The sequence below is a fragment of the Microcoleus sp. bin48.metabat.b7b8b9.023 genome (genome assembly GCF_013299185.1).
GTDB lineage: Bacteria > Cyanobacteriota > Cyanobacteriia > Cyanobacteriales > Microcoleaceae > Microcoleus.
Map to the genome: position 1 here is coordinate 17,693 of NZ_JAAFKG010000018.1, position 24,510 is coordinate 42,202.

A 24,510-nucleotide genomic window follows, 5' to 3' on the forward strand; every position below is an offset into this window, starting at 1 on the left:
AACTTTTTCTGGAGCACCCTACAAGTTGATTTCAGTGTGACACGCTTGCCTTAATCATAAACGTAGCATTGGATTAAATCTGAAATAAAATTCATGGTATACAGCGATTTTACACTGCGAAAGGTGAAGCAAAGCTTCGGATTGACGGCAGTTGAAGGCGGGCGCTTTTTGCCGGAAGTTGAGCCGATCGCACCCAGTGCCATTTTAGCAGGTTTGTTGGCAGATACAGTGCCTTGGGCGATCGCCGTAGGAACCGAAAAAGCTAAATCAGAAATAATTATCGCTCCTGCACTTTTGGAAGTCAAACGGTTGCTGAACCGCCAAATCAGCGTATTTTCAGGTACTGATTTCACCGTGGATACCGCAGCGGGATTAAACGGAGTTTGTGACTTTTTAATCAGTCGCTCTCCCGAACAATTTGAGATAGAAGCACCTGCTGTTATGCTGGTAGAAGCGAAGCGAGATAACATCAACAGCGGTTTGGGACAGTGCATTGCTGAAATGGTTGCGGCTCAAAGATTTAATGAAATTAACAATAATTCAATTCCGATTATTTACGGTTCAGTAACTAGCGGCACTGCTTGGAGATTTATGAAACTCGAAGGGCAAGTTGTTACTATTGATGTCAGCGACTATCCGTTTCCTCCTGTTGAGACAATTTTGTCGATGCTTGTCTGGATGGTACGTGAAGGTTGAAAAGAAGTCATTAGTCATTAGTTATTGGTTATTGGTTATTGGTTATTTGTTATTTGTTATTTGTTATTAGTCATGAGTCATTAGTCATGAGTCATTAGTCATTAGTCATGAGTCATTAGTCATGAGTCATTAGTCATTAGTCATTAGTCAGTATTTATTTGTTATTACTGAATCAGTAATCAATTATCTATGCCCTCTTTGGCCAATGCCCTCTTTGGCCGATGCCCTCTTTGGCCGATGCCCAATGCCCTCTTTGGCCGATGCCCTCTTTGGCCGATGCCCAATGCCCTCTTTGGCCGATGCCCTATTCCCTATTCCCAATTCCCAATTAAAAAAAATAGGCTAGCCATATTAGCGCCTATCTCTATCAATATTTTAAGGGTTCACCGCAACGCCGTCTTACCTCAGCTTTTGACCTGGTATTTTACCAGGTGGGCACCGTTGGCTCGGACTTAAAGTTTCTGGGTACAAGCCCAGTTTACTGCTGTCCAAACATCTTGATTCCCGAGAGTTAAGAGTTATAGATCAAAAAAACATTATTGGCAGTCACCAACGTCGCAGTAGAACCTTTATTCAATATACAGCAACTAACCAAATTTTGGCAAGCTTGAAGCAAGTTAAGTTGCATACCAGATAGATTCAATGGTTTGAGCGATCGCACTAGCCGACTTTCCTTCATTCTCCCCCAAGTCCCCGTCGAAGAGGACAGTAACGTGACCCAGTTTTCTGCCCGGGCGCGATACTTTCTTACCATACCAATGTACAAAAGCGCCGCTAATTTGTGCCAGTTGTTTTCGTTTCTCTAAATAATCTGACTCCGCAGACTCGTAGCCCAGCAAATTTACCATCACTGCACCTGCACATTTCAGATCGCAATTGCCTAAAGGCAGTTGACAAACTGCGCGCAAATGCTGTTCAAATTGTGAAGTTTTGCAAGCATCGATTGTAAAGTGTCCCGAGTTGTGGGTGCGGGGGGCAATTTCATTGACTAACAGCTTATTGTCGGCGGTTAAAAATAATTCAATGCCAAACACGCCGACAGCTTCTAAGCTATTGAGGAGAGTACGGGCGATCGCACAAGCTTCGGTTTGCACCTCTAAACTAATATCGGCGGGGGCAATCACTACACGACAAACCTGATTTTGCTGTTGAGTTTCGACGATCGGGTAAATCGCAATTTCACCAGTTGCCGATCGAGCTGCGATCGCAGCCAACTCGCGATCGAACGGCACAAACTCTTCTACCAGCAAAGACTGACCTTTAAGTGTAGCGCTAATTGACTCAAAACTCTCGCGATCCTTAACAATAAAAGTACCTTGGCCGTCGTAACCGTGGCGGCGAACTTTGACGACAAAGGGAAAATCTCTAGGCCCAGATTCCGAGTTTTGTTCTATCTGTGTGCTGTCGGAAACAGAAATTGCTAAATTGTCGATCGCAACTTCCCCGCACATAGGTTCATGCCCCACAGCCCCTGCTCCAATCTGCCTTCCCTGGGGTTCCTGCAACAAATCTAAGTCCAAATCCGCCATACTATCTGGCGCCCAAAACCTGGGAGTTGGCAAACCCAACCTTTGTAAATAACAGCGCTGCACGTACTTATCCAACAAAGGAGAAAGCGACGACAAACTCGGCTGAAATAACACACCTTGCTGTTCTAGCGTTCGCAAACCATCCAAATCCACAAACTCATTTTCAAAAGTAATAACATCGCAGCCATCTGCCAAATAAGCCGTAGCCAAAACATCATCAACAGCCCCCAAAACAGCACCCACAGCAACAGAAACTGCCGGGTCATCACCATTAGGAGTTTGGACTACCAATTCAATACCCAGCGCGCTAGCAGCTTCTCCCATCATCCAAGCTAGCTGGCCGCCGCCGACAACGCCCACCCGCTTCAATTTGGCAGGCGAACTCGCAGCGGTTTGATTAGATTTCATGTGAGTAAAATTCCTGGTATCAACTTGTTTATTTTATCGCTATTTGTAGCCGAATGTATGAGAAATATTGAATATTTAAAAGCAATTTTTTTTAGCTAATTGCACGATTTAATCGAGGCAGAACCTATAAAAAATCGCCGGCGAAAGTCTTGAATTATTGCACGATCCCAGGCTTTGGCAAATAGCGATCGCTCCCCACTCCTCCAGAAAAGTGCCACATCTAGCAATTCCTTAGCGCCAAGCATGGCATAATTGACAGCACTGCAAAAAGCAGATAGACAGGTGCAAACACTGAAAATGCGACATTCAGGGAACAAAATTTATAGGTGAGGATACTGTGAAAGTTTTGGTTGTGGGGAACGGAGGTCGCGAACACGCGATCGCAAAAAAACTGCTAGAATCTACGCGGATTAAACAAGTATTCTGCGTTCCGGGCAACGGCGGCACAGCTACCACAAAAGGCTGTCAAAATCTGTCGCTCAACATCGACGACTTCCAAGGCATAGAACGCTTTGTGATGGTGAACAACATCGGACTCGTCATCGTCGGCCCGGAATTGCCCCTATCGCTAGGCATCGTTGACTACTTCCAACAGCGAAAACTGATGATTTTCGGCCCCAACAAAGCCGGCGCCCAAATTGAATCCAGCAAATCCTGGGCCAAAGAATTGATGCTGGAAGCACAAATCCCAACACCCAAAGCTGCCGTATTTACAGGCGCAGAAGCAGCCAAGGCATATGTTGTGGAACAAGGAGTACCCATAGTCATCAAAGCAGACGGACTCGCCTCAGGCAAAGGAGTCACCGTTGCCACCACCGTCAAAATGGCTCACAGCGCCATCAACACCATTTTTAGAGGCGAATTCGGCACCGACAACCTCCGAGTCGTCGTCGAAGAATATGTAACCGGTCAAGAAGTCTCGATTCTCGCCCTCACCGACGGTATCACAGTAGAACCGCTGCTGGCAGCTCAAGACCACAAAGCCATTGGCGAAGGCGACAAGGGAGCCAATACCGGCGGTATGGGAGCCTACGCCCCAGCGCCAATTGTCTCGCCCAAACTCATGGACAGGATTCAAGCAGAAATTCTTGAACCTACCCTCGCTGCGCTACAAAAACGCAACATCGATTACCGGGGCGTCCTCTACGCAGGTTTAATGATTACACCGAAAAGAGAACTTCAAGTCTTAGAATTCAACTGTCGTTTTGGAGATCCCGAAACTCAAGCGGTTTTGTCCCTCTTGGAAACTCCCCTGGAAGATTTGGTGTTTGCTTGTTGTCAGCAGCGTCTGGGTGAATATTCCAACATTCGCTGGAAGTCTGGGGCTTCTGTTTGCGTGGTTTTAGCTTCTGGGGGCTATCCCGGAAATTATCAAAAAGGCAAAGTTATTACAGGTATCGAGGAAGCTGAAGCCAAAGGTGCAGAAGTGTTTCACGCCGGCACTCAGTTGAAGCACCAGCAGTTGGTGACCGAGGGCGGCCGCGTTTTGGGGGTAACGGCGGTTGCAGAAACTTTGGAACAAGCTATCTCTAAAGCTTATGCAGCAGTTGATTGCATCCAATTTGAAGGGGTTTACTGCCGCCGGGATATCGGCCTTCGGGCGCTGGCTCATCAAAATGTCGAGCCCAGTGTCGAGCCCAGTATCGAGGCCAGTGTTGAGCCCAGTGTCGAGCCCAGTGTCGAGCCCAGTGTTGAGCCCAGTGTCGAGGCCAGTGTCGAGCCGAGTGTCGAGCCCAGTGTCGAGCCCAGTGTCGAACCCAGTGTAGATCGAAATTAGGAATTGCGGCCTGCTGGCCGCTGCTATCCGAAAGCTGGACACGCTGGGGATAGTAGAACTACCCCAGGCAGAAGATAGAATTAAAACCCCGGAGGATACAGGTTTTGACCGCAGCAAAGCAGAGCAATTTCAAGGTAGAAGTGCCACAATAAAGTTTGGCACATCTGCGGTGGCGGTAGCGGACAACTCGCGGCAGAAAAATCGATCGATCGCAAACTGAATTAATCTTCCTTTTAATATTCAACTGGTGAACTGCTCAAATGCTGGCCATACTAAACAAAATCGGAGAAATTATTGCCCGCTGGTGGTCGGATTTTACCCTCCAGACTCGCCTGATGGCCGGTGCTACCCTCGTAGTTTCGTTAATTATGAGCGGCCTGACTTTTTGGGCCGTGAATACTATTCAGCAAGACGCCAGACTTAACGATACTCGCTACGGCCGGGACCTCGGTCTGCTATTGGCGGCAAATGTGGCGCCGTTGATTGCAAAAAACGATCGCTCCGAAGTGGCCCGTTTTTCCCGCCAATTTTATAGCAGCACCTCCAGCGTCCGCTATATGCTGTACGGCGACGAAGCAGGAGATATTTTTCTGGGGATACCTTTCTCGGAATCTGAGGTGCGTACTTCCCTGACACTGCGGCGCCAAATTAAACTCCCAGATAATTTTATCGCCGACATTGAGGCAAGAAATTTAACTTCTTTGCCTTTGGTGCGGCAGCACTTGACGCCAGACGGAGAAGTTACTGACGTATTTGTGCCGCTAATTCACGAGGACAAATATTTAGGCGTTTTGGCGATCGGCATTAACCCCAATCCCGCAGCAGTTATCTCTTCAAATCTGACCAGGGATGTCACTTTAGCAGTATTTGTCACGATTTGGGTAATGGTGATTTTGGGCGCTGTATTTAATGCGCTGACAATTACTCACCCGATCAAACAATTAGTATTTGGGGTAAAAAATATCGCGGGCGGGAATTTTAAGCAGCGAGTTGACCTGCCTTTGGGGGGAGAATTGGGCGAGTTGATCGGCAGTTTTAACGAGATGGCCGAGAAATTAGAAAGTTATGAAGAACAAAATATTGAAGAGTTGACAGCGGAAAAAGCGAAACTAGAAACTTTGGTTTCAACTATTGCTGATGGGGCGCTGTTGCTGGATGCGAATTTGCAGGTGATTTTAGTCAACCCGACGGGGACGCGGATTTTTGGATGGGAAGGTAAAAATGCGATCGGCATTAACGTCGTCAATATTTTACCTGCGGAAGTGCAGCGCGAGTTAGCAAGACCCCTGTACGAAATTGCTGCGGGCGATCGCGAAGGCGGCGAATTTCGGATTACTCTGAGCGAACCAGTCAACCGCACAATTCGGATTCTGCTAACCACCGTAATTCTCCACAAAGCCCCGGGCACCGAACCGCTGTGCAAAAGCTGCGTGCGCGACGAGGAAAATACCTGTACCGAGTCAAAACGCCCAAACGCGATCGAGTGTACATTCTACGAGCAAACCTCGAAGCATCAAGGTTCCGGACAGTACCGAGACAGTCTCAAAGGCATTGCCATGACAGTGCAGGACATCACTCGCGAAGTCGAACTAAATGAGGCTAAAAGCAATTTTATCAGCAATGTTTCTCACGAATTGAGAACCCCTTTATTTAATATCAAATCTTTTATCGAAACTCTCCACGAGTACGGAGAAGACCTTCTAGAAAGCGAACGCCGGGAATTTCTGGAAATTGCCAATCGAGAAACCGATCGCCTCACTCGTTTAGTCAACGACGTGTTAGACTTATCGCGCCTAGAATCCTGCCGAATTTATCAATTGGACGCTGTTGACCTCCCCCAAGCTGTCGAACAAACCCTGCGGACTTATCAGTTAAATGCCAAGGATAAAGGCATTGAATTAGAACAAGAAGTTGACCCCTGTTTGCCGCCAGCTTTAGGTCATTACGATTTGCTGCTCCAAGTATTTGCAAATTTAGTAGGAAATGCCTTAAAATTTACCGAGTCCGGTGGTAAGGTGGCAATTCGAGCCTATTTCCTAGAGTCGGATGCTCATCCACGCGAAGACGACGCATCCGGAACCCACAAATTACCACCAAATACCAGCCATTTTCCGGTGGTGCGGATCGAAATTTCTGATACCGGGATTGGCATAGATCCCGAAGATCAGCAGGCAATTTTCGATCGCTTTTTCCGGGTAGAAAACCGAGTCCACACTCTAGAAGGCACGGGATTAGGTCTTTCGATTGTCAGAAACATTATTGACAAACACCACACTAAAATTAATTTAGTTAGCGAAGTTAATGTGGGTACTACTTTCTGGTTTGACTTACCAGTTTATCAGGCAAAACAAGCGCTAGATATGGAAAATGCTTGGACGGTGCAAGCACAGGCTGAGACTAAAACAAGTTCGACTGCTACTAAAACTGTTTAATGGAAACTTGCGATGAAAGCGCTCCAAAAAGGCAGGTAGTTGCGCTTGGACGCTCTTAGGTACGTAGTTGCGCTTCAGCGCTCCGGAAAGGCAATTAGTTGCGCTTCAGCGCTCCGGAAAGGCACGTAGTTGCGATCGATCGCTCCGAAAAGGCACGTAGTTGCGCTCGATCGCTCTTGATAAATTTAATATACCAAGAGCGCTGAAGCGCAACTACATACCTTAGACATTTACAATTGTCAAAACCTAAGAAAGAGTTTTTCTAGCACGTTCAGATCGCTCTTCTGCGGTATCCATGACATCCGCCATTTTGTCCACCATTTCCCCTGGATAATTTTCCAATACCCGAGTAGAAAGCGAAATTCGGCCGCGACTTTGATCGAGGTCAACTACCACGGCTTTCAGGGGTTGGCCAGGGGCAAAAACTTGTCCGAGGTTCTCAATATATTTTTGGCTGACTTGCTTGATGTGCAGCAAACCGCTAACTCCTTCCAAATCCACAAACACGCCAAAAGGCTTGATGCTGCTGACTGTTCCTTCCACTAATTGACCGATTTGCAACTGATTTAAGGCAGAAGATTGAGTGGCCATCCGCTGGGAAAGTACGAGTTTTTCTCGTTCGCGATCGACTTCCAAGAAATTCACGGTCAAAGATTGACCAATCAGCGATTCTATGTTATCGCGTTGGGCTAAGTGCGATCGGGGAATAAAACCGCGCATTCCCTCAACATCCACCGTCACGCCGCCCTTATTCGCCCCAGAAACCCGCACCTGAAGCACTTTACCAGTTTCCTGCAATGCAACTAAATCTTCCCAAGCTTGCTGAATTTGTAACTGTTTCAGAGACAGAGTAACTTGGCCGTCTGCATCTTGTTCGCGGATAATTAAAAATTCCCGTTCCTCGTCTAGCGGAACGACTTCCGACAAATCCGTTACCGTTCTCAAAGCAGCCTCTTCGATCGGCAAAAAAGCCGAAGACTTGCCACCGATATCAACATACGCGCCATTTGAGTCATACTCGAACACTTTGCCGCGCACTACTTGTCCCTTCTGGAACTCATAATTGTGCTGTTCGAGGGCTTTAGCAAAATCATCCATTGAAAAGGATGCTTTTGCGCTTTGAGAACCTGTAGATTTGGAATTCATGTCAGTTGTTAGTTGTCAGTTGTTCAGTTGTCTGTTGTCAGTTGTTAGTTGACAGTTGTCTGTTGTTGAAGCAAGAAGGAAGATGTCCTCCCACTCTCCCACTCTCCCCTTCTTCCCATCGGGGGCGGGCACGGGGGCACCGCCCCTACAAACACTATCTTCAACTCTCTACGCTGGTTGAAGTTCGTGTTGAAATAGCTGCTTTACCTCCTCCCACGACTCGGCTGCTGCGGTAGCGTCGTAACTGCCACGGTGGTCGCAGAAGAAGCCATGATCGGCATTGTAGCTGAAAATTCGGTGAGGAATTCTGTGTTTTTGCAATTCTGCGACAATTTGGTCAACTTGTTCTTTGGGAATGCTGGCGTCTTGAGTGCCGTAAAAGGCGTAGAGAGTACCTTTAATGTCCGCTGTACGATCGATCGTGGGAGATCCACCACCGGGGGTGAGAGTGGCGATACCAGCGCCGTAGAACGACGCTGTAGCCTTGATTTCGGGCAGAGTAGCGGCGAGGTAGGCGACGTGCCCGCCAAAGCAAAAACCGATGCACCCAAAACCTTGCTGTTTGACGGAGGGTAAAGTTTTGAGGTAATCGATGGCGGCTTGGATGTCGCTCAGCAGTTGGGATGCGGTAGTTTGTTCTTTGTATTGTCTGCCGATTTTGATGTCTTCGGGCGTGTAGCCGGTTTCAAAGCCGGGGGCTTGGCGCTGATAAATGGCTGGGGCGATCGCCAGATATCCTTCCTTTGCTATTCTTTCTGTAACTTCGCGGATGTGTGCGTTGACGCCAAAGATTTCTTGAATAACGATAACAGCGGGAAATTGACCTGTTGTGGCGGGTTGGGCTAGGTAAGCCGCGATTTGCAAATCTCCGTTGGGAATTGTGACGTTAGCTGTGCGAATTTCTGGGTTTGTCATAGGGAGTTTTAGTGCAATTTTATTTGATTTGTGAATGAGATTTTTTTTTAACCGCAGAGGGCGCAGAGAACGCAGAGGAAGAAAAGAGAAGTTTTTGAGAGAAATTGTTGGCATTGTACCAAATTTCGGACTCAATAAACTCGACTAAGGATGTTTTTTTGATCGAGCTTTTGTTCTCCAAGTTTGCGGAGTTCGCGGTTCGTTCCAAAAATCTATTTTACAACATCACATTTCCCGGAAATTGCTGTTTTTATTTGATTTGTGAATGAGATTTTTTTTTAACCGCAGAGGGCGCAGAGAACGCAGAGGAAGAAAAGAGAAGTTTTTGAGAGAAATTGTTGGCATTGTACCAAATTCCGGACTCAATAAACTCGACTAAGGATGTTTTTTTGATCGAGCTTTTGTTCTCCAAGTTTGCGGAGTTCGCGGTTCGTTCCAAAAATCTATTTTACAACATCACATTTCCCGGAAATTGCTGTTTTTATTTGATTTGTGAATGAGATTTTTTTTTAACCGCAGAGGGCGCAGAGAACGCAGAGGAAGAAAAGAGAAGTTTTTGAGAGAAATTGTTGGCATTGTACCAAATTCCGGACTCAATAAACTCGACTAAGGATGTTTTTTTGATCGAGCTTTTGTTCTCCAAGTTTGCGGAGTTCGCGGTTCGTTCCAAAAATCTATTTTACAACATCACATTTCCCGGAAATTGCTGTTTTTATTTGATTTGTGAATGAGATTTTTTTTAACCGCAGAGGGCGCAGAGAACGCAGAGGAAGAAAAGAGAAGTTTTTGAGAGAAATTGTTGGCATTGTACCAAATTTCGGACTCAATAAACTCGACCAAGGATGTTTTTTTGATCGAGCTTTTGTTCTCCAAGTTTGCGGAGTTCGCGGTTCGTTCCAAAAATCTATTTTACAACATCACATTTCCCGGAAATTGCTGTTTCAGAACAGGCATTACCGGACAAGGTTTTTGCTCTTGCAAATTCTCGGGTTTGTTCCAGGTAAAAGGCCCTTTTTTAGCCGCTGCCATCCACAGCAAACTTTTTGCCCGCGTCATGGCTACATATAGCAATCGAAACTCTTCTGCTGTTTTCAAATAACCTGCTTGTTCCCACGCTTCGCCGAGATTTGGTAAAGGATGTTTTTCGTGCAAACTGGCTCGAATTTGCGCTCTCGCTACCTCGGATAAAGTGAAATCTCCTAAAAATCTGGTTTGTGGCAAAACTCGCAAGCTTCCGGGGATTGTTTGGTCGTGCAGAAATGGTAAAAATACACAATCCCAATCTAATCCTTTGGCTTTGTGCATGGTAATAATTGTGAGTTGACCTTTGCTGGTGTAGCGTTCTTCTATTTTGTCATCTGCATCTACAGGCTCAAATCTTTCTGAACTAACAATTTCGCTGAGCACTCCCAAAATATTGCTCATTGAATTGTTACCTGCTGTTTGGATTGCTACCCGTTCTGCTAATTTGTCGGCGGTGGCTAATTCTGTTTGGTCGTATTGCAGGGCTAAGGCTAAGAATGAGATGATTTGGTAGGGCGGGAGTTCTAAGCGTGCTTGCAGCAAACCGCAGCAAAAATAACGGCATTTGCGGACTGGATCTGACTGCTGGGGGTCTAGGGGGCCTGGGTAGAGGAATTGTTCGGGGCTGGTGGCGAAGGCATTATAGTCTTGTTTGGGGATGAGTTGTCGATCGCTCAAAATCTTTAAGGCTGCTTTCAGGTAGTCTGGTGAGTGCGGGCGATCGAGAAATTGCAGCAATGTTAATATTTCCCAAGGTACTTGAGAATGTCTGTCTCGTTCCCCGACATCCTCAATTTTAATCCCGTATTTGCGTAAATCGCAGCTCAATCCGTGTTTTTGCGGATTTTCTAGGACTTCTTTGATAAACTTGCCTTGTTTGTTTTCCCGCACCAAAACAGCCATTGATTTTAGATTTTCTAACGGCAATTTAGGGCGATTTTCTTCATCCCTCGATTCACTGCTAGATTGAATATTTTGCTCGTGACTTGTCCAGACAAAATCCGCAGGTAAAAATTCTTCGACTAACTCAATTACCCGCTTGCCAATTAACTCAACTGTCTGGTAAATATCGCGGGGAGTATGCAATTCTAAGCCTCGACCTATGGGGGCGGGATTGGCATTTTGCTGCGGGTCATCGCTGGGAACTGTCTTGATAGTTTGGTCGCGAAAAGGCTGTTCGGTTCCCGCTAATTCTGAGCGGTTTACCCATTGCAACATAAAGTTAGCTGCATCAATAACGATCTGGCTACTGCGGCCTGCACCGTCCATTGTTGCTAACTTATTTTCAACTTCGCATTCGTCACAAAATTGGTTAAAATAAATCGGATCTGCGGGAGTGAAAGTTGAATTTATTGCTTGATTTGGGTCGCCAACTCTGATAAAATTAGGAGGTGAATTAGGACGGTCGGGATCGATCGCCAATGTTTTCAAAAGCTCAGTCTGTAAAGGTGTAGAATCCTGTGCTTCATCCTCAAACACCGCAAATACTTGCTTTTGCTCGATCGCCTTCGCTCCCGGATTTTCCAACACCCGCAAAGCTGCTAAAATCATCTCGTCATAATCGATGAATTCCCGGCTTCTCAACAAAGCCTGATATTTTTGATATAAACCGCCAGCAACGGCTAAAATTTCATAACCACCGCCAGAATCAATATCGCCCATTTTTAATAACTCTTCGGGTGATAAACCGGAAGATTTTGCCTCGTGAATCACAGTTTTAGCTAACTGCGGCAAAATCTCTGTGCGTAAAACCGATTGGCGCCGCAATCTCTCTGTTTCTTCTCCATCAAATTGCTGTCCTTCCAACAAAACTTGATATCGGCGCGGATTTTCGGCGATCCAAAGTTCTACACAAGTCCGAATTAAGCGGTGACTTTGAGTTGGAGTGACTAATGTCGAATTATCGAGATTTAAACCCGACAAATCGGGATGGCGCATCGCAATATTTAAAGCTAAACCGTGCAAAGTGTGCACGGCAAAACCGCCTTGGGATAAAGACAATTGTGCCAATCTTTCCCGAATTTTAGCTTTAATATTAGCAGCAGCCGATCGCGTAAACGTCACTACAATTAACTGACGGCGGTTGTTAAGTCGATTGCGGGCGATCACAATTGCCGACGCAGCAGCCATTCCTGTAGACTTCCCGGCCCCTGGAACCGCCGAAACCGCAAGGGGGCCGCCCGCCCAATCCGCCATCTCGTGCTGGCCCGCACGCAAGCTGTCGCGAATTTTACCGCAAGCGGCAGCCAAAAGCGCGGCGGGCTCTAACTCGGAGAAAGTGCTGTTCGGGCGATCGATCTCGGCAGTCGATCGACTAAAATCAGTATCAAATTCATCAGTCATGCGATTTTAGATTTGAGATTTTAGATTAGAAAAATATTGTTCGCGATCGACAGTTTCAAACCGTAGGGAGCATCTCATTTTTGTAAAAAGCATTTTTTCTTTGAGTGCTGTCCCCGCTCGCGTATTGTACAATACGCGAGCTCTTAAGCTCGCACTATAAATACAAAACTGAGATACCCCCCAAACCGTATCAGAAACCAAGTTGCTGAATTTCGGGTGAAAGTCCGAACCCCGAACCGTTATCGGACTCGTATTAAATCTGCGTCTATCTGCGTTCATCTGCGGTTAAAAACCAACAACTCTTCAACCTCTACCGTTTCCATTTTGGTATCGGCTAAACTAACCCTATCTATCCGAGCTTAAATTAAAACCAGCATAAAATTCAATACCCAAACCTTTTTACAGGAAAAATCCCCAATGAAAACTTACCCCAAAACCAATTTCCCGCCACACCAGCCAAACCCAGCCAACAACAGCACAACTCGCTTTGCAGTTGTAGCATTCTTAACTTTATCCTCAGCCATTGCTTTACCAAGCTGTGCAACTTCCCCCACCGGCTCTGCAAACGGCTTTACCTCATCCCGCAGCGCTGAAAAGCAAATTGCCGCATCTGCTCCCCAATCCGCACCCGCACCTGTAAGCACACCCGGAGGCGCAGCGTCAAAAGTTGCTGCTGACACCGCAAAAAAACCAGCCGCAGAAACTCCAGCAACTGCTCCCCAACTGATTAAAAAAGCCGAACTCAGTGTAGTTGTCAAATCTATTGACAGCAGCACTAAATCAGTTACTGAGATTGTGAAAAAACAGCGAGGCGATATTTTGGGTTTCCAAAACCAAAAGCCGCCGGATTCTAGCGTGCGCCAAACTGCAACCGTGCAGATTCGGGTACCTCAAGAAAAGTTAGAAACTACTTTAGATGCTTTAGCAAAACTCGGAAGTGTCGAAAACCGAGGGCTTACGGCTGAGGATGTTAGCGAGCAATTAGTTGACAGCGAGGCTAGGCTGCGTAACCTTCGCAAATCCGAGGAAGTTGTGTTAAAAATTATGGAGCGCTCCGGCTCTGTTGGCGACGTGCTCAAAGCTTCTCAGCAGTTGAGTACGATTCGGGAGTCGATCGAGCGCATCGACGCTCAGTTAAAAAGTTTGCGGAATCAAGTAGCCTATTCGACTATTAGTTTAACTCTAGAAGCAGCAGTCTCGGCCCAGCAAGAACCGGAACCTTCTCTCGGCTTGCGGGTGCAGGAAACTTGGGGACAAGCGACTCATTCTGTGAGCGAATTAACTTTAGGTTTGTTTGCTCTGAGCATTTGGCTTTTGGCTTACAGTCCTTATTTCCTAGTAATTGGGGCGGCGACTTATGGTATAATTCGATTTAAGAAACAGCATTCTGTTCCGAAAGTTCAAGAACCGAAACCGCCTGCTGCGAATTAGTCATATCAATTCCGCTCTTCATCGGAACGATCTAAACGGAGGACTGTAGGGTGCGTCGCTACGACTTGTTCCATGAAACTTGCAGATTGTTGATGGCGACGCACCTTACTTATTGCGACTCAAATGACAGATTAAGAATAATACTTTTCTTTAATCTTTTCTTTTTCATTCTGGTAATCTTCGCGTGCAGATTCTTTGGCTTCTGCTTTGGTATCGCCAGTGCCATATCCACGGATATGACAATCTCGATATTTACCTTCGTAAGCAGCATACCATGCAGAATATTTATTGCCAGGATCGCATTTTCCACATTCAACTAATTCCATGTATATCTCCTTTTTGGTTTCAATCCCCTTGCAGGGAAAAGTGAATAGCAACTTTACTGATTCACTCTCCGGGAATGCGACACCTCTTTCAGGACAATTTGAGTTTCAATTCCCCTGTAGGGAAAAGTGAATTGCGACGTGCCGCCACTGACCCGTTTGGTCACCCATCAGTTTGTAGGGTGTGTCGCTTGCAGACCATATTTGGAGCAAATCGAATATCTGGTAGCGACGCACCAAGCACCGAAATATTGCGATCGCACGTAATATCATTCCCAACACTTCTGAACGCAACAGTTACTCTTATGGGGGGTTAATTTTAAGGTACGTAGTTGCACTTCAGCGCTCTTTCCTGATATTTATAAAGAGCGCTGAAGCGCAACTACGTACCTTTTTTTTTATAAAAAACAGTCGGGAAGCGAAAAACTCAGAGTCTTTAGACCGCTCGATGAAAGCGACGCGGGCGGTTTTAACCGCCGTGAGTCTTTCTTAATTCTTAACATTTTTGGCAGTGTAAAAAGGGCAAAAGCTCTTATACTAAGCATAGTGGGATGGATACACAGGTGCAAACCTGAGAAGCAAATGCCTACCATACATTAAAGGTACGCGGGGACTCTCGCGTTACCAAGGGCTAAAAACCCTTAAACGCTTGAGGAGCTTGCCCAAAGGCAAGGATAGCAGCCCACCATTTTTTGGCAAAAGGATTGCGCCCAGGAACCCTAGCAATAGGGATATTAAGAACGAAATTTCTTAAGAATCTCAGTGTCTTTAGACCTGGGAGTGTCAATTAATGTAACAGTTGTGCAACTCCTGCCCAAATTCAGAATCGCAAATAATATAAGGTGCGTCGCGATGAGATTGTCTATCTTTGTTTAGGATTTTCGATCGCGACACACCCTATGAATGACTGTCAACTGTCAACTGCCAACTGTCAACTGTCAACTGACTAATCGTCAATTTGCCATCCATCTTTGGTATAATCTTCGTCCACAATCTTCTTCGGTCGCATCACCAAAACAACTCGCCCCAAAATCGACAACTGCGGGGATGTTTCAAACCATTGCAATTCTAAATTCCCCCCGTTATCGGCCAGGAAATAACTCTCAGCATCCCACTGTCTTTGGGCGCGATCGGCAATAATCAAAACTTCTTCAACTTTACCTTGCAGCGGTACCGGCAGTCGATCGCTCATTTCCAAAACCGCCACCGGATCTTCCGCGTTCAAAATTACCTGCCATCCGGGAATCGCCACCCAAGCTCCGGCTCCCGAAAACTTTACCATGCGGAAGGGCTCGATTTCCTCCGGCAAAGGCACTGCCAGCAAATCTGACGTAGAAAGCGGCAATTTGCCTACAACCGGGACAATCCGAGGCAGTTGTTCCTCGGTATCGAGCCTGTAAACTGGTAAGCGGGGCGCTTCCTGCCTCGGAACTACGGTAAAATCGACCAGCAACTGCTCGATTTGCGCCCTAGCAGTTTGGCTGCTAGCTAATTTTAAACCGCGAGCAATTAAGCGCGATCGCTCTTGCAAATCGCTTTTCTGTCTCGCCAACTGCCAACACTGGTAAGCTACAGCATCCCCAGGAGTGTCTGTGAACCCCTGTGGGAGACTCCCGAAGTGCGAAAACTCCTTCATCGCCTTAGCAACTTGGCGGGAATCATCAACATCCAAATTGTGGGCCAACATCAAAGCTGCCGCTCCGGCTCGTTCTGCTTGCGAAAGAATCCGAAACTCGTATAAAATATCACTACCTTTCCGCAGAAAGTGCGATCGAACTTCCTCCGAAGCACCAGCATTGACCATGCTGGTGTAAACTTGTGCTGCAACGCCGACCTGATTTTGTTGAATAGGCTCAAAACCAGTTTGTTCAAAAATCTGCTGAGAGTTGCAGCCCGCTTGCAACAGTGCCGTGCAGGCTTGTCCCCACTCTACCCAGGTGCCTTCCTTGCGGCGGAGCGATCGAATTAACTTTTCCACATCCACAGCATCAGTGGAGGGTGCAGGTTTAGAAGGGGAAGAATCTTGAGGTGTATCAGTCATAATTGAATCAAAAACCAGCGTTGAGTAATGTGTAATTGGATACCAGCAAGGCTCGTGTCGCGGCAGAGCAATAGATTGATAGTAAGGGAGTTATGAGACTATTGTTACAGAATAGTTGCTCGCCTAAATTTACAAAGGGGAGTTTATCGTATTGTTATGGATAATGCCATTCCAGAGCTCGATCAAATTAAACGCCAGCTCATGACACTACACCGACCGAAAAAACCAAAAATGCTGGTAGTAGACGATGAACCAGACAATCTGGATTTACTCTACCGCACTTTCCGACGAGATTTTAACGTGCTCAAAGCTGAGAGTGGGATTCGCGCCTTGGAAGTCCTCGGCATAGAGGGCGAAGTCGCCGTCATCATTTCCGATCAGCGAATGCCAGAAATGAAGGGAACTGAGTTTCTCAGCAAAACCGTGCCCCAGTTTCCGAATACGGTCAGAATTATCTTGACTGGTTTTACGGATATTGAAGACTTGGTGGATGCGATTAACTCCGGACAGGTTTACAAGTATATCACCAAGCCTTGGGATCCGAACGAATTGAAAATGGTGGTACAAAAGGCGGCCGAGACTTATGAAGTTCTCAAGCAGCGGACTGAGGAATTGCATCGCGCCCAAAATCAAATACAACTGTTAGCAACCATCATGCAAACGGCTGTAGATCATCCAAGTTTGGAAGCAACTTTAGATCCAATTACTACTGCTGTGAGCGATAATTTTTTGGCTGATACTTGCATTTTGCAACTGGTCGAAGGAACTGCTTTAATGCCGGCTCAAGGCACTCACACCAGCGGTAAAACTGTGGAAAATTGGCTGGCAGATGACCCTCTTGTTCTAGAAGCGATCTCCTCTCAAGCTATTCAGGGTGCTGTGAATATTGCCAGCGACGCAGCCCTAGCGAGTCTGCCACACTACCAAAAATCGGGCATTCAAGCTCACTTGGCTGTTCCGGTGATTCACAAAGGTCGATCGATCGCCCTGATATCCCTTCAGTGGAAGCAACCTTGCTCCCTGCGTCCCGACGAACTCACAACAGTTCACCTCGCCGCTCAACAAGTTGCTTTGGTATTGACGAGTTTTCAGGGTGATTAATTAGTTGACAGTTGTTAGTTGGCAGTTGTTAGTTGACAGTTGACAGTTGACAGTTTTTAGTTGACAGTTGTTAGTTGTTAGTTGACAGTTGTTAGTTGTTAGTTGTTAGTTGACAGTTGTTAGTTGACAGTTGGCAGTGGTCAGTTGTTAGTAGTCAACAGTCAACAGTTATTCGTAACAGAGAAATAACTAATAACTAATAACCAATAACTAATCACAAATAACTAATCACAAATAACCAATAACTAATAACTAATCACCAATGACTAATAACGCAGAAAAAATTAAAACTATATTTAATCGAATTGCACCAGTTTACAACCAATTGAATGACTGGTTAAGCTTGGGGCAGCACCGGATTTGGAAGCAAATGGCAGTGAAATGGAGCTGTGCGGGCCCGGGAAATACTTGTTTAGACTTGTGCTGCGGCAGCGGCGATATAGCATTGCTGCTGGCAAAACAAGCAGGGCCTACCGGTTCGGTATTTGGAGTAGATTTTTCTGCTGAACAACTGGCCGTTGCAGGTAAGCGCGATCGACCTTTTCTCACTCCTGCAAGTCCCATTACCTGGGTAGAAGCTGACGCCCTAAACTTGCCTTTTCCCGACAATTACTTCGACTGCGCCACCATGGGTTACGGCTTGCGAAACGTGACGGACATCCCCCGCAGTCTTCAGGAATTGCACCGCGTCCTCAAACCGGGCGCAAAGGCTGCTATTCTCGACCTCCACCGCCCCAGCAATTCCCTGATGCGGAGCTTTCAGCAGTTTTATCTAGATACTCTCGTGGTGCCAGTGGCTCAGCAATTTGGCATGACTCAAGAATATGCCTACATTAATCCTAGTTTAGAAAAATTCCCGATCGGCGAGCAGCAAGTCGCGATCGCCCGCCAAGCCGGATTTGCCACCGCCACCCACTATCCCATTGCCGGAGCTATGATGGGAGTATTGGTGTTAGTCAGTTGACAGTTGACAGTTGACAGTTGACAGTTGCTATTAGTTATTTGTTACTTGTTACTTGTTACTTGTTGTTCTAATTTCCAATAACCAATAACCAATAACCAATAACCAATAACCAATGCCCCATGCCCCATGCCCCATCCCTCCGCTTCGCTTCGCCCAATTCCCAATTTCCCAATAATTGATGAATCCCTCTGAACTTTGGCTGTTGTTAGCCCCGCCTGTAGTGGGAGGAATTATTGGCTATTTCACTAACGATATAGCTATCAAAATGCTGTTCCGCCCCTATCGAGCTATTTACATCAAAGGGCGGCAGTTGCCTTTCACTCCCGGTTTGATCCCCCGCAACCAAGAGCGCTTGGCTAAGCGAATTTCCGACACAATCATGGGTTCGCTGCTGACGCCGCAGGAACTGCAAAACTTGGCGCGCCGCCTCCTTCAAACTGAGCGGATGCAGTCAGTCATTCTCTGGCTGTTGCAGTTGGCCCTGGATCAAGTAAAGGCAGACACAGAGCAAAAAACTGCTAAAATTCTTGCTAACATTCTGCGAGACTTGCTCGGGGAATCTGTGCCGCGAATTCTCAAAGTTTTGGCGCGCCGGGAAGATTTTTTAGAAGCTCAGCTAAATCAAATTTTTGACCAAGTTTTGCTGGAAATTCAGCTAACAGAAGCTCAAGCTGGTCAGTTGTCTGATTGGCTGTTGCAGGTAGTAATACCGCCAGAAGTGCTGCGGCAGGCTTTGATTGACTTTTTGACCGATCGCAATATTTCGATCGTCGATGAAGGATTTCGAGAAAAAACCAGCGGCACTTATTGGGTAGTAGCCAATTTGTTTGGTTTACGCAACACTTTAACTCGGCTGCGGACTTTTTGTCTGGATGACAGACAAGTCACAAATCAGCGGTTAGCAGAATTAACTGTTTCTTTGGGAATTCGTGGGCGACTTCAGGAATGGCTGCAAAATTTGTCGATGCAAAACTTACCGGTTTCGACGGTGAGACAGTTGCGAAAAACTATGCGCGACAGCGTTCGCAGCTACGTTCAAGAGCGGGGCACAGAGGTACTTGATGGGTTGAGCAAATCTATTGACTGGGAAAATATTTCGCGGTTAATTCTCAATCGATTGCAAACTTCAGCGGTGATGAGCGCTTCCCTAGAAATTGTTAGCAAAGAACTGGCTTTGGTGTTAGATCGCTATCTGGAGCGGGATTTAGAAAATATTGTAGCTCAGGCTATCCCGATTTTGAATATCGACCAGGTAATTATCGATCGAGTAAAAGGCACTTCTCCCGAAGAGTTGGAGCTAGCTATTCAGGGAATTGTCAAAAGCGAGTTGCAGGGAATTGTAAATTTAGGAGGGATTTTGGGCGTTTTTGTAGGCTGTTTGCAGACAGTTGTGATGTTGATTCAACGATGATTTATTCCGGAACTTGTGAGATATTTGTTGTAGGTAAAGAAAACCGGGCGGTTGAAACCGCATCTACACAAACTTTCACGCGCCTCCGCGGGTTGAATACTGAGCGATTACAATTACGTTATTTTCTTCATTCCGCGGAGGCGTCCTGGGGTTTTTGTAGACGCGGTTTCAACCGCCGTCCCATCTTATTCTCTAAATTTATGCCAGCCCCAAATTCTGACGATCGCACTTTACTCCCAAAAAACCCGCGCAACCTCAGCCGCCAACAATACCAGCGTTTAACCGCAGAAATGGCTACTCCCTACCGGCCTCTACGACAGTTTGTGTACGTAGCTTGTGGCGCTTCGGGCTTTATCGGCGGCGTAGTTTTCCTCGCGAAAATTGCCTCGGGCCGAGAACTTGGCTCTGCTTTACCCAATTTTGCCCTCCAAGTCGGAGTCGTGGCTTTGATGGTGTTCTTGTTTCGTTGGGAGCAACGCGCCGAAGCCCGATCGGCGAAGTCGAAGTAACAAAGGTTTACAAATCTACACAAAAAGATACCTGAGGCAAGGAAAAGTTATAATTATAAAGAAAGTATTACGAAACCCTGGTTTGCGATCGATCCCTGTCATTATATGAAGGTGGGTTCAATTGGGGTCAGCAAATTTAAAGACCCTAATCATAAACCGCTTGTAACTCGTTCAATTGGGGTCAGCTTTCATAAAGACCCTAAACATATTAAATAAATTTCAGCCGATCGCCAGCCTTCACTTATAGAAGAGCTGGTGTTCGGCTTTGTGCTATGGGCGGGATATTGGGAAATATGTCAAAGTCAAAGTAGAACAAGATTTTGGGAGATTTTACTATGAGCAAGTCATTTTGCAAAGGGCGGTGGACGTTATTTTTAGCAGCAGGTGTGGGAATCGTGTTTTACAGCAGTGCCGCGGCGGCGGCCGAAAAGGTAGTGCTCAAATACAGTGCGATCCGAATGACTTTACCAGTCAGCGAATTAGAAATTTTTGCAGAAACTGGGAAAATGTCACCCGGGTTAGAAATGCTGCTGGGAAAGGCAAAAAAAGACCCGGAAGTGGTTCGCCGCAGTCTGATGAGACCGGTGAAAGTTAGTCAAAGCTTGTTGAATAGGACGCTCAACAGTAAAGTTGGGGAAATAATTCTCGATGAAGTGGGTCAGGTAATTCGCACTCCTTCTGGGAAAGCAAATCGAGAAGCTTTGCGCGAGGCCTTGGTGCTGTCGGCAACTAATGATAACGAGATTACGCTGCTGGAAGCTATGAAGAATTATCCTGCTCCAGAGGTTAATGTTGAGGGCGATCGCTTAGTTGAAGCTTACGGCAAACTTGTAGCTTTGTCTGAACAATTTGGTGGTGCTTCAGAACGGCTGCAAGACATTTTGAACAAGATTCGCCTGCCTAGACTGTAGGGGATTTTGTCAGCAGCGGTTGATTTGTGCGATCGCACAATAGACCTCTGGCAAAAAAACCTATGTAACAATTAAAGGCTTTGAGTTTTAGACCCCCAGAGCTAACTCATAATTGTAAAGTGCCGATCTAACCTGCAATCTGCTCCACTTAAGCCAAACCCTAGCTCGTAGCATAAAATTATTTTGCAACAGGTCTAATGTAATTGATTTTCTATTTCGTCCTAGTCCGATAGTAGCAAAATCGTTTCAAGAAGCCGGAGTTCCTAAAGATAAACTACTTTTAACGACAGAAGGTTGGTCGCCTCACAATTTCCCCTACGATACTGAGGCTTGGGTGGAGGGAGTGCGAAAATTATCTAGTTCTGATACATTTACGCGACATTTACCCGGCAATTGCCGGACAAAGTAACGATAGCACGCTTGATCCTCATAGGAGATAGAGGCGGTATCCCGCAAAGCTTTCAGTAATATACCTTTCATCACCATTGTAATCCCGTGGGATTGAGTAGCCACACTCAGGGCAAGTAAACACTTTAGAACCACCTAACTTTTGATGTAAGTGACCGCAATGGGTACAAGTTTTAGACGTGTATTCTTCTGTGACATCAATCACGCTGACGTTTCTGATATTTGCTTGATGTTTGATGGTTTGTTTGAATCTGTAATGGGCCCATGTCAACATGGCTCTAGCGGTTTTTGAACGAATCTTTCTTCGTGACCGGGCTACCATTTGGGAAGACTCAAAAGTTGGAAGAAATATGACTCGATAGTTGCTAGTTAAATAGCAAGCGGTTTGTTTTTGGCATTCGTCTACTAAATTCCGAATCCGTATTCTCATGCGATGAGCCGCTTGCCTCATCCGTTTTCGGCGCCGTTTCGTGGCTTGAGATATTCGGCTCATTAAGTTATCTAAGTGTTGGCACAGACGAGCTATTCGTCCCATGTCAACACCTCCAAACTCAAGGAATTTATTGCCATCAAATCCGGTCATAAATGTTCTCACCCCCGGATCTAATGCAATAATTCCTGTTGCTACCGTAGGCGGCAAAGTAACTGGCACAGGAAACACCCCAAACCAACGACCCTTGCAGTAGACTAACTGAGTACCTCGATCGCAATCAGGAATTACCTCAGAAGTATGATAGGTTAATCCTTTGGTTAAGGAAGGATACCAAGTGCCTGACCTGAAGTTTGAATCGTTAAACTTGATGGTTTGAGAGTAATCTCTGACGCTACGGAACTTGGCGTCTGAACTTGCCTTAAATGCTCGGTAAGCATCAAAAATAGCATTCTGCCTGATATGACAAGGTGTTTCTTTTACCCATTCTGGTAAATCACTTCGCATAACTGAATTACGCAATTCAGCTTGCTTAATCGCTTTTTTCGCTGCATTGCTATTGCTTGGTTGAAACAATAACGACAGGCTGCTAGCCATTTACGCCAGACTTTATTTAATTCCTGACTTGGGTAAATCCTGAGCTTGTGAGATTTAAGATTTATACTTTCATCGAGAGTACAATCTACTACTCGCTCGGTGGAGGACTGCAAGCACGTCTTCAAGCATTTCTGGTTCTGGACTAAGGTTTGTTTGCTCCGGTACCAGGAGTTTACACCGGTTTTGCTCGGTATTCCATTGGCATTTGTCAAAGCCTCTTCTTGCCAATCGGTTTTTGTGGGCAACGACAACCATTCGGACATTTCATGAGAAGATTCGTTCCAATAGGGCAAGAAGCTTTTTGATTTTTCCTGTTTCTTCCCAACGTCGGAGATTTCTTTTTTTGACTCCAAGGATGGAGGAGGATGATGATTAGGGTGGGAGATACTTGACAATAGTTTTTTGTTCAACTTTTGTTTGATTGTATCAGATTGTCCGGCGATGTCTAGGTTATCTTTGATTTAGTTAGATCTCTCCCCTGCAATTTGAACTCCGAAGTTGAAAGTTAACTCCCATAGCATATTGGAGGGGATAGGGCGGAATTTGAGGTTAAATTTCACAAACTATGGCAATCTCTGGTTTTGCTACGCTCAGTAAGCCAAAGTTTCTAAAGTTTCCCGCAGATAGGATCGAACCTGCTGATCGATGGTGCAATTTTGCTGTTGACTCTCAAAATTGAGTTCTAGCTGCCAGCGTTGAAATCCTGAACTTGCTCCGATCGCGGATTTGAGACTGCCCCAGATTTCAGAATCTTCGCACAGCTCGATCGGCTCTGCGGCTTGAGGTTCTTGTGCGATCGGTAGATAATTCGCCATATTGTTATACCTCTGTTTTAATTCCCTGTAAGGATTGAAAGCTTACCTTGACTCTCTCTATTATAGATTCTTTTCTCCAAATAGCCAATATAAAATAGCCACAACCTGCGATTAAATATTAAATATTAAGATTATTAATAATCTCTATCTGAGCCGGAGCATTACCTATTTTTTCACAGCATACATCTGTCGAAAATAAAGTAGCTTAAACTACAATTATGTCGATATTAATGTTTTATTTCATTTTTCGATCGACTGTTGGGTTAGGGATGTAGGGCCGTTGGTGTCCGCAGGTTCTGAGTTGACTGTACTGCTGGATGACGCATTCTTGATGCCTTCGGCTGGTGGGATTGAGTCTGCGGCTGCAGTCGGATCGACAGTTGTCTCGCCCGCAAAAGTTGGCAAAAGTCGATCGACTTGCCAAGGTGCGATCGTAAAATCCTGCCTAATGTTTTCTAATACATGAGGCTTTGTCGCTGCAAATTCTGATTCCGGCGTCAGCAAAACAGCCATCACACTAGCAGACACCTGCAAAAACAAATTGCTAGCTAAAAAAGCAGCAACTGCCAACAACAATCCAGCCCACCGCCAGGAAGGAGGAAACGGAGCCACCCCAGCAGCGAGGGGAGCAAATCGATATAGCTGCCACAAAATTACTGCCAGCAAAACAGCGATAAAAAGAGCAATTCCTTGATTTAATTTAGTTTTAAACCGAGTCAGCATCTGCTGCTGCACAGAAGTTAAATTCTGCGGTTTCACGGCCACGACTAAAATACTAAAAATGTAAAAAGGGCGGAACCATTGCATCCACAGCACAGGAACAATACCTGCTACAGCCACTAAAAACACTTCTAACCAGACAGAGAGCGTGGGAGAACCCACTGCAAGTCCCAGCAAGCACAGTCCCAGGAAAAGCGGCAATGCAGCCACCCCAGAAAGGTGAATCCACAAGAAAGGATCTGACCAAAAAGAACGCACTTTAATTAATTATTAGTTATGAATTAGGAGTTTTGAATCTTGGATTTTGAGATTTTGAGATACACTCTTGACTCTGAAATCCGATGCGAGGAGTAAATATTTAGCTATCAAACCGAGGACTTACAAGCAGAAATCTGGTTTATTTCGGTAATTCTTATTTGAGCGAGCAAATTTTCAATTTTAAGCAAGGGTAAAGACGATTAGGAAGTTCTTAATTCTTTCTTCTTTCTTCCGAATTCACGCTTGACTTATTCCTTCTTCTTTCGGTCAACTGTCAACTGTCAACTGTCAACTGTCAACTGTCAACTGTCAACTGTCAACT

The 24,510-nt window shown here is 45.9% G+C and carries 19 protein-coding genes, 1 other RNA gene and 2 pseudogenes; 9 read left to right on the top strand and 13 right to left on the bottom strand.

Annotation, left to right across the window (positions count from 1 at the left end; genetic code table 11):
- The first annotated feature begins 93 nt into the window (after positions 1 to 93).
- Positions 94 to 696, top strand: coding sequence for a hypothetical protein (locus tag QZW82_RS12675; protein ID WP_293148599.1), 603 nt, complete (start codon positions 94 to 96; stop codon positions 694 to 696).
- A gap of 379 nt (positions 697 to 1,075) precedes the next feature.
- On the opposite strand, the gene ssrS is transcribed toward QZW82_RS12675, so the two are convergent.
- Positions 1,076 to 1,263: non-coding RNA, 6S RNA (ssrS, locus tag QZW82_RS12680), on the bottom strand.
- Positions 1,264 to 1,313: 50 nt separating this feature from the next.
- Positions 1,314 to 2,633, bottom strand: a complete 1,320-nt coding sequence (locus QZW82_RS12685; protein WP_293148601.1) for a 5-(carboxyamino)imidazole ribonucleotide synthase — start codon at positions 2,631 to 2,633, stop codon at positions 1,314 to 1,316.
- Between the two features lie 337 nt (positions 2,634 to 2,970).
- Between QZW82_RS12685 and purD the strand changes: the two genes are divergently transcribed.
- Both purD and QZW82_RS12695 read left to right on the top strand, forming a co-directional pair.
- Complete coding sequence (purD, locus tag QZW82_RS12690; protein WP_293148603.1) at positions 2,971 to 4,410, top strand: phosphoribosylamine--glycine ligase; 1,440 nt, start codon at positions 2,971 to 2,973, stop codon at positions 4,408 to 4,410.
- A gap of 260 nt (positions 4,411 to 4,670) precedes the next feature.
- Positions 4,671 to 6,842 carry an ATP-binding protein gene (locus tag QZW82_RS12695; protein WP_293148605.1) on the top strand — a complete coding sequence of 724 codons (2,172 nt, stop codon included), beginning with the start codon at positions 4,671 to 4,673 and terminating at the stop codon, positions 6,840 to 6,842.
- 246 nt (positions 6,843 to 7,088) lie between these two features.
- Here the strand turns inward: QZW82_RS12695 and QZW82_RS12700 are convergent, their stop codons facing one another.
- The 3 genes from QZW82_RS12700 to QZW82_RS12710 all read right to left on the bottom strand — a co-directional run bounded on the left by QZW82_RS12700 (position 7,089) and on the right by QZW82_RS12710 (position 12,269).
- Positions 7,089 to 7,988: a S1 RNA-binding domain-containing protein gene (locus QZW82_RS12700; protein ID WP_293148607.1), complete on the bottom strand. Its 900-nt coding sequence runs from the start codon at positions 7,986 to 7,988 to the stop codon at positions 7,089 to 7,091.
- A 168-nt stretch (positions 7,989 to 8,156) separates the two neighbouring features.
- The gene (locus QZW82_RS12705) at positions 8,157 to 8,903 is read right to left on the bottom strand and encodes a dienelactone hydrolase family protein (protein WP_293148609.1); all 747 of its coding nucleotides are present in this window, start codon (positions 8,901 to 8,903) and stop codon (positions 8,157 to 8,159) included.
- A gap of 909 nt (positions 8,904 to 9,812) precedes the next feature.
- Positions 9,813 to 12,269, bottom strand: a complete 2,457-nt coding sequence (locus tag QZW82_RS12710; protein WP_293148611.1) for an ATP-dependent helicase — start codon at positions 12,267 to 12,269, stop codon at positions 9,813 to 9,815.
- A gap of 417 nt (positions 12,270 to 12,686) precedes the next feature.
- Here QZW82_RS12710 and QZW82_RS12715 point away from each other — a divergent pair, with 417 nt between their 5' ends.
- Positions 12,687 to 13,700 (top strand): DUF4349 domain-containing protein, encoded by a 1,014-nt coding sequence (locus QZW82_RS12715; RefSeq protein WP_293148613.1) that lies wholly within the window; start codon positions 12,687 to 12,689, stop codon positions 13,698 to 13,700.
- A gap of 131 nt (positions 13,701 to 13,831) precedes the next feature.
- On the opposite strand, the gene QZW82_RS12720 is transcribed toward QZW82_RS12715, so the two are convergent.
- The 3 genes from QZW82_RS12720 to QZW82_RS12730 form a co-directional block, all read right to left on the bottom strand.
- Positions 13,832 to 14,026 carry a hypothetical protein gene (locus QZW82_RS12720; RefSeq protein ID WP_293148615.1) on the bottom strand — a complete coding sequence of 65 codons (195 nt, stop codon included), beginning with the start codon at positions 14,024 to 14,026 and terminating at the stop codon, positions 13,832 to 13,834.
- Positions 14,027 to 14,131: 105 nt separating this feature from the next.
- Positions 14,132 to 14,317, bottom strand: a complete 186-nt coding sequence (locus QZW82_RS12725; protein ID WP_293148617.1) for a hypothetical protein — start codon at positions 14,315 to 14,317, stop codon at positions 14,132 to 14,134.
- A 652-nt stretch (positions 14,318 to 14,969) separates the two neighbouring features.
- The gene (locus QZW82_RS12730; protein WP_293148619.1) at positions 14,970 to 16,064 is read right to left on the bottom strand and encodes a RuBisCO accumulation factor 1; all 1,095 of its coding nucleotides are present in this window, start codon (positions 16,062 to 16,064) and stop codon (positions 14,970 to 14,972) included.
- Between the two features lie 156 nt (positions 16,065 to 16,220).
- Between QZW82_RS12730 and QZW82_RS12735 the strand changes: the two genes are divergently transcribed.
- The 5 genes from QZW82_RS12735 (at position 16,221) to QZW82_RS12755 (ending at position 20,960) form a co-directional block, all read left to right on the top strand.
- Entirely contained in the window at positions 16,221 to 17,165 is a 945-nt protein-coding gene (locus QZW82_RS12735; protein WP_293148621.1) for a response regulator, read from the top strand.
- A gap of 262 nt (positions 17,166 to 17,427) precedes the next feature.
- Positions 17,428 to 18,129 (top strand): bifunctional demethylmenaquinone methyltransferase/2-methoxy-6-polyprenyl-1,4-benzoquinol methylase UbiE, encoded by a 702-nt coding sequence (ubiE, locus tag QZW82_RS12740; protein WP_293148622.1) that lies wholly within the window; start codon positions 17,428 to 17,430, stop codon positions 18,127 to 18,129.
- Positions 18,130 to 18,307: 178 nt separating this feature from the next.
- Positions 18,308 to 19,540 carry a DUF445 family protein gene (locus QZW82_RS12745; RefSeq protein WP_293148624.1) on the top strand — a complete coding sequence of 411 codons (1,233 nt, stop codon included), beginning with the start codon at positions 18,308 to 18,310 and terminating at the stop codon, positions 19,538 to 19,540.
- Positions 19,541 to 19,740: 200 nt separating this feature from the next.
- Entirely contained in the window at positions 19,741 to 20,049 is a 309-nt protein-coding gene (locus QZW82_RS12750) for a DUF3493 domain-containing protein (protein WP_293148626.1), read from the top strand.
- 335 nt (positions 20,050 to 20,384) lie between these two features.
- Positions 20,385 to 20,960, top strand: a complete 576-nt coding sequence (locus tag QZW82_RS12755; RefSeq protein ID WP_293148628.1) for an alpha/beta hydrolase — start codon at positions 20,385 to 20,387, stop codon at positions 20,958 to 20,960.
- 427 nt (positions 20,961 to 21,387) lie between these two features.
- Here QZW82_RS12755 and QZW82_RS12760 read toward each other — a convergent pair whose 3' ends face one another.
- The 5 genes and pseudogenes from QZW82_RS12760 to QZW82_RS12780 all read right to left on the bottom strand — a co-directional run bounded on the left by QZW82_RS12760 (position 21,388) and on the right by QZW82_RS12780 (position 24,188).
- On the bottom strand, positions 21,388 to 22,395 hold the full coding sequence (locus QZW82_RS12760; RefSeq protein ID WP_293148630.1) for a transposase: 1,008 nt from the start codon (positions 22,393 to 22,395) through the stop codon (positions 21,388 to 21,390).
- Positions 22,395 to 22,460, bottom strand: a pseudogene (locus tag QZW82_RS12765) (transposase); the annotation flags it as partial. The pseudogene QZW82_RS12765 and the gene QZW82_RS12760, both read right to left, overlap by 1 nt.
- Positions 22,450 to 22,752: pseudogene (locus tag QZW82_RS12770) on the bottom strand (hypothetical protein). The pseudogenes QZW82_RS12765 and QZW82_RS12770, both read right to left, overlap by 11 nt.
- Positions 22,753 to 22,985: 233 nt before the next feature.
- Positions 22,986 to 23,210, bottom strand: coding sequence for a hypothetical protein (locus QZW82_RS12775; protein WP_293148632.1), 225 nt, complete (start codon positions 23,208 to 23,210; stop codon positions 22,986 to 22,988).
- A 240-nt stretch (positions 23,211 to 23,450) separates the two neighbouring features.
- Entirely contained in the window at positions 23,451 to 24,188 is a 738-nt protein-coding gene (locus tag QZW82_RS12780) for a low-complexity tail membrane protein (RefSeq protein ID WP_293148634.1), read from the bottom strand.
- Between the last annotated feature and the right edge of the window lie 322 nt (positions 24,189 to 24,510).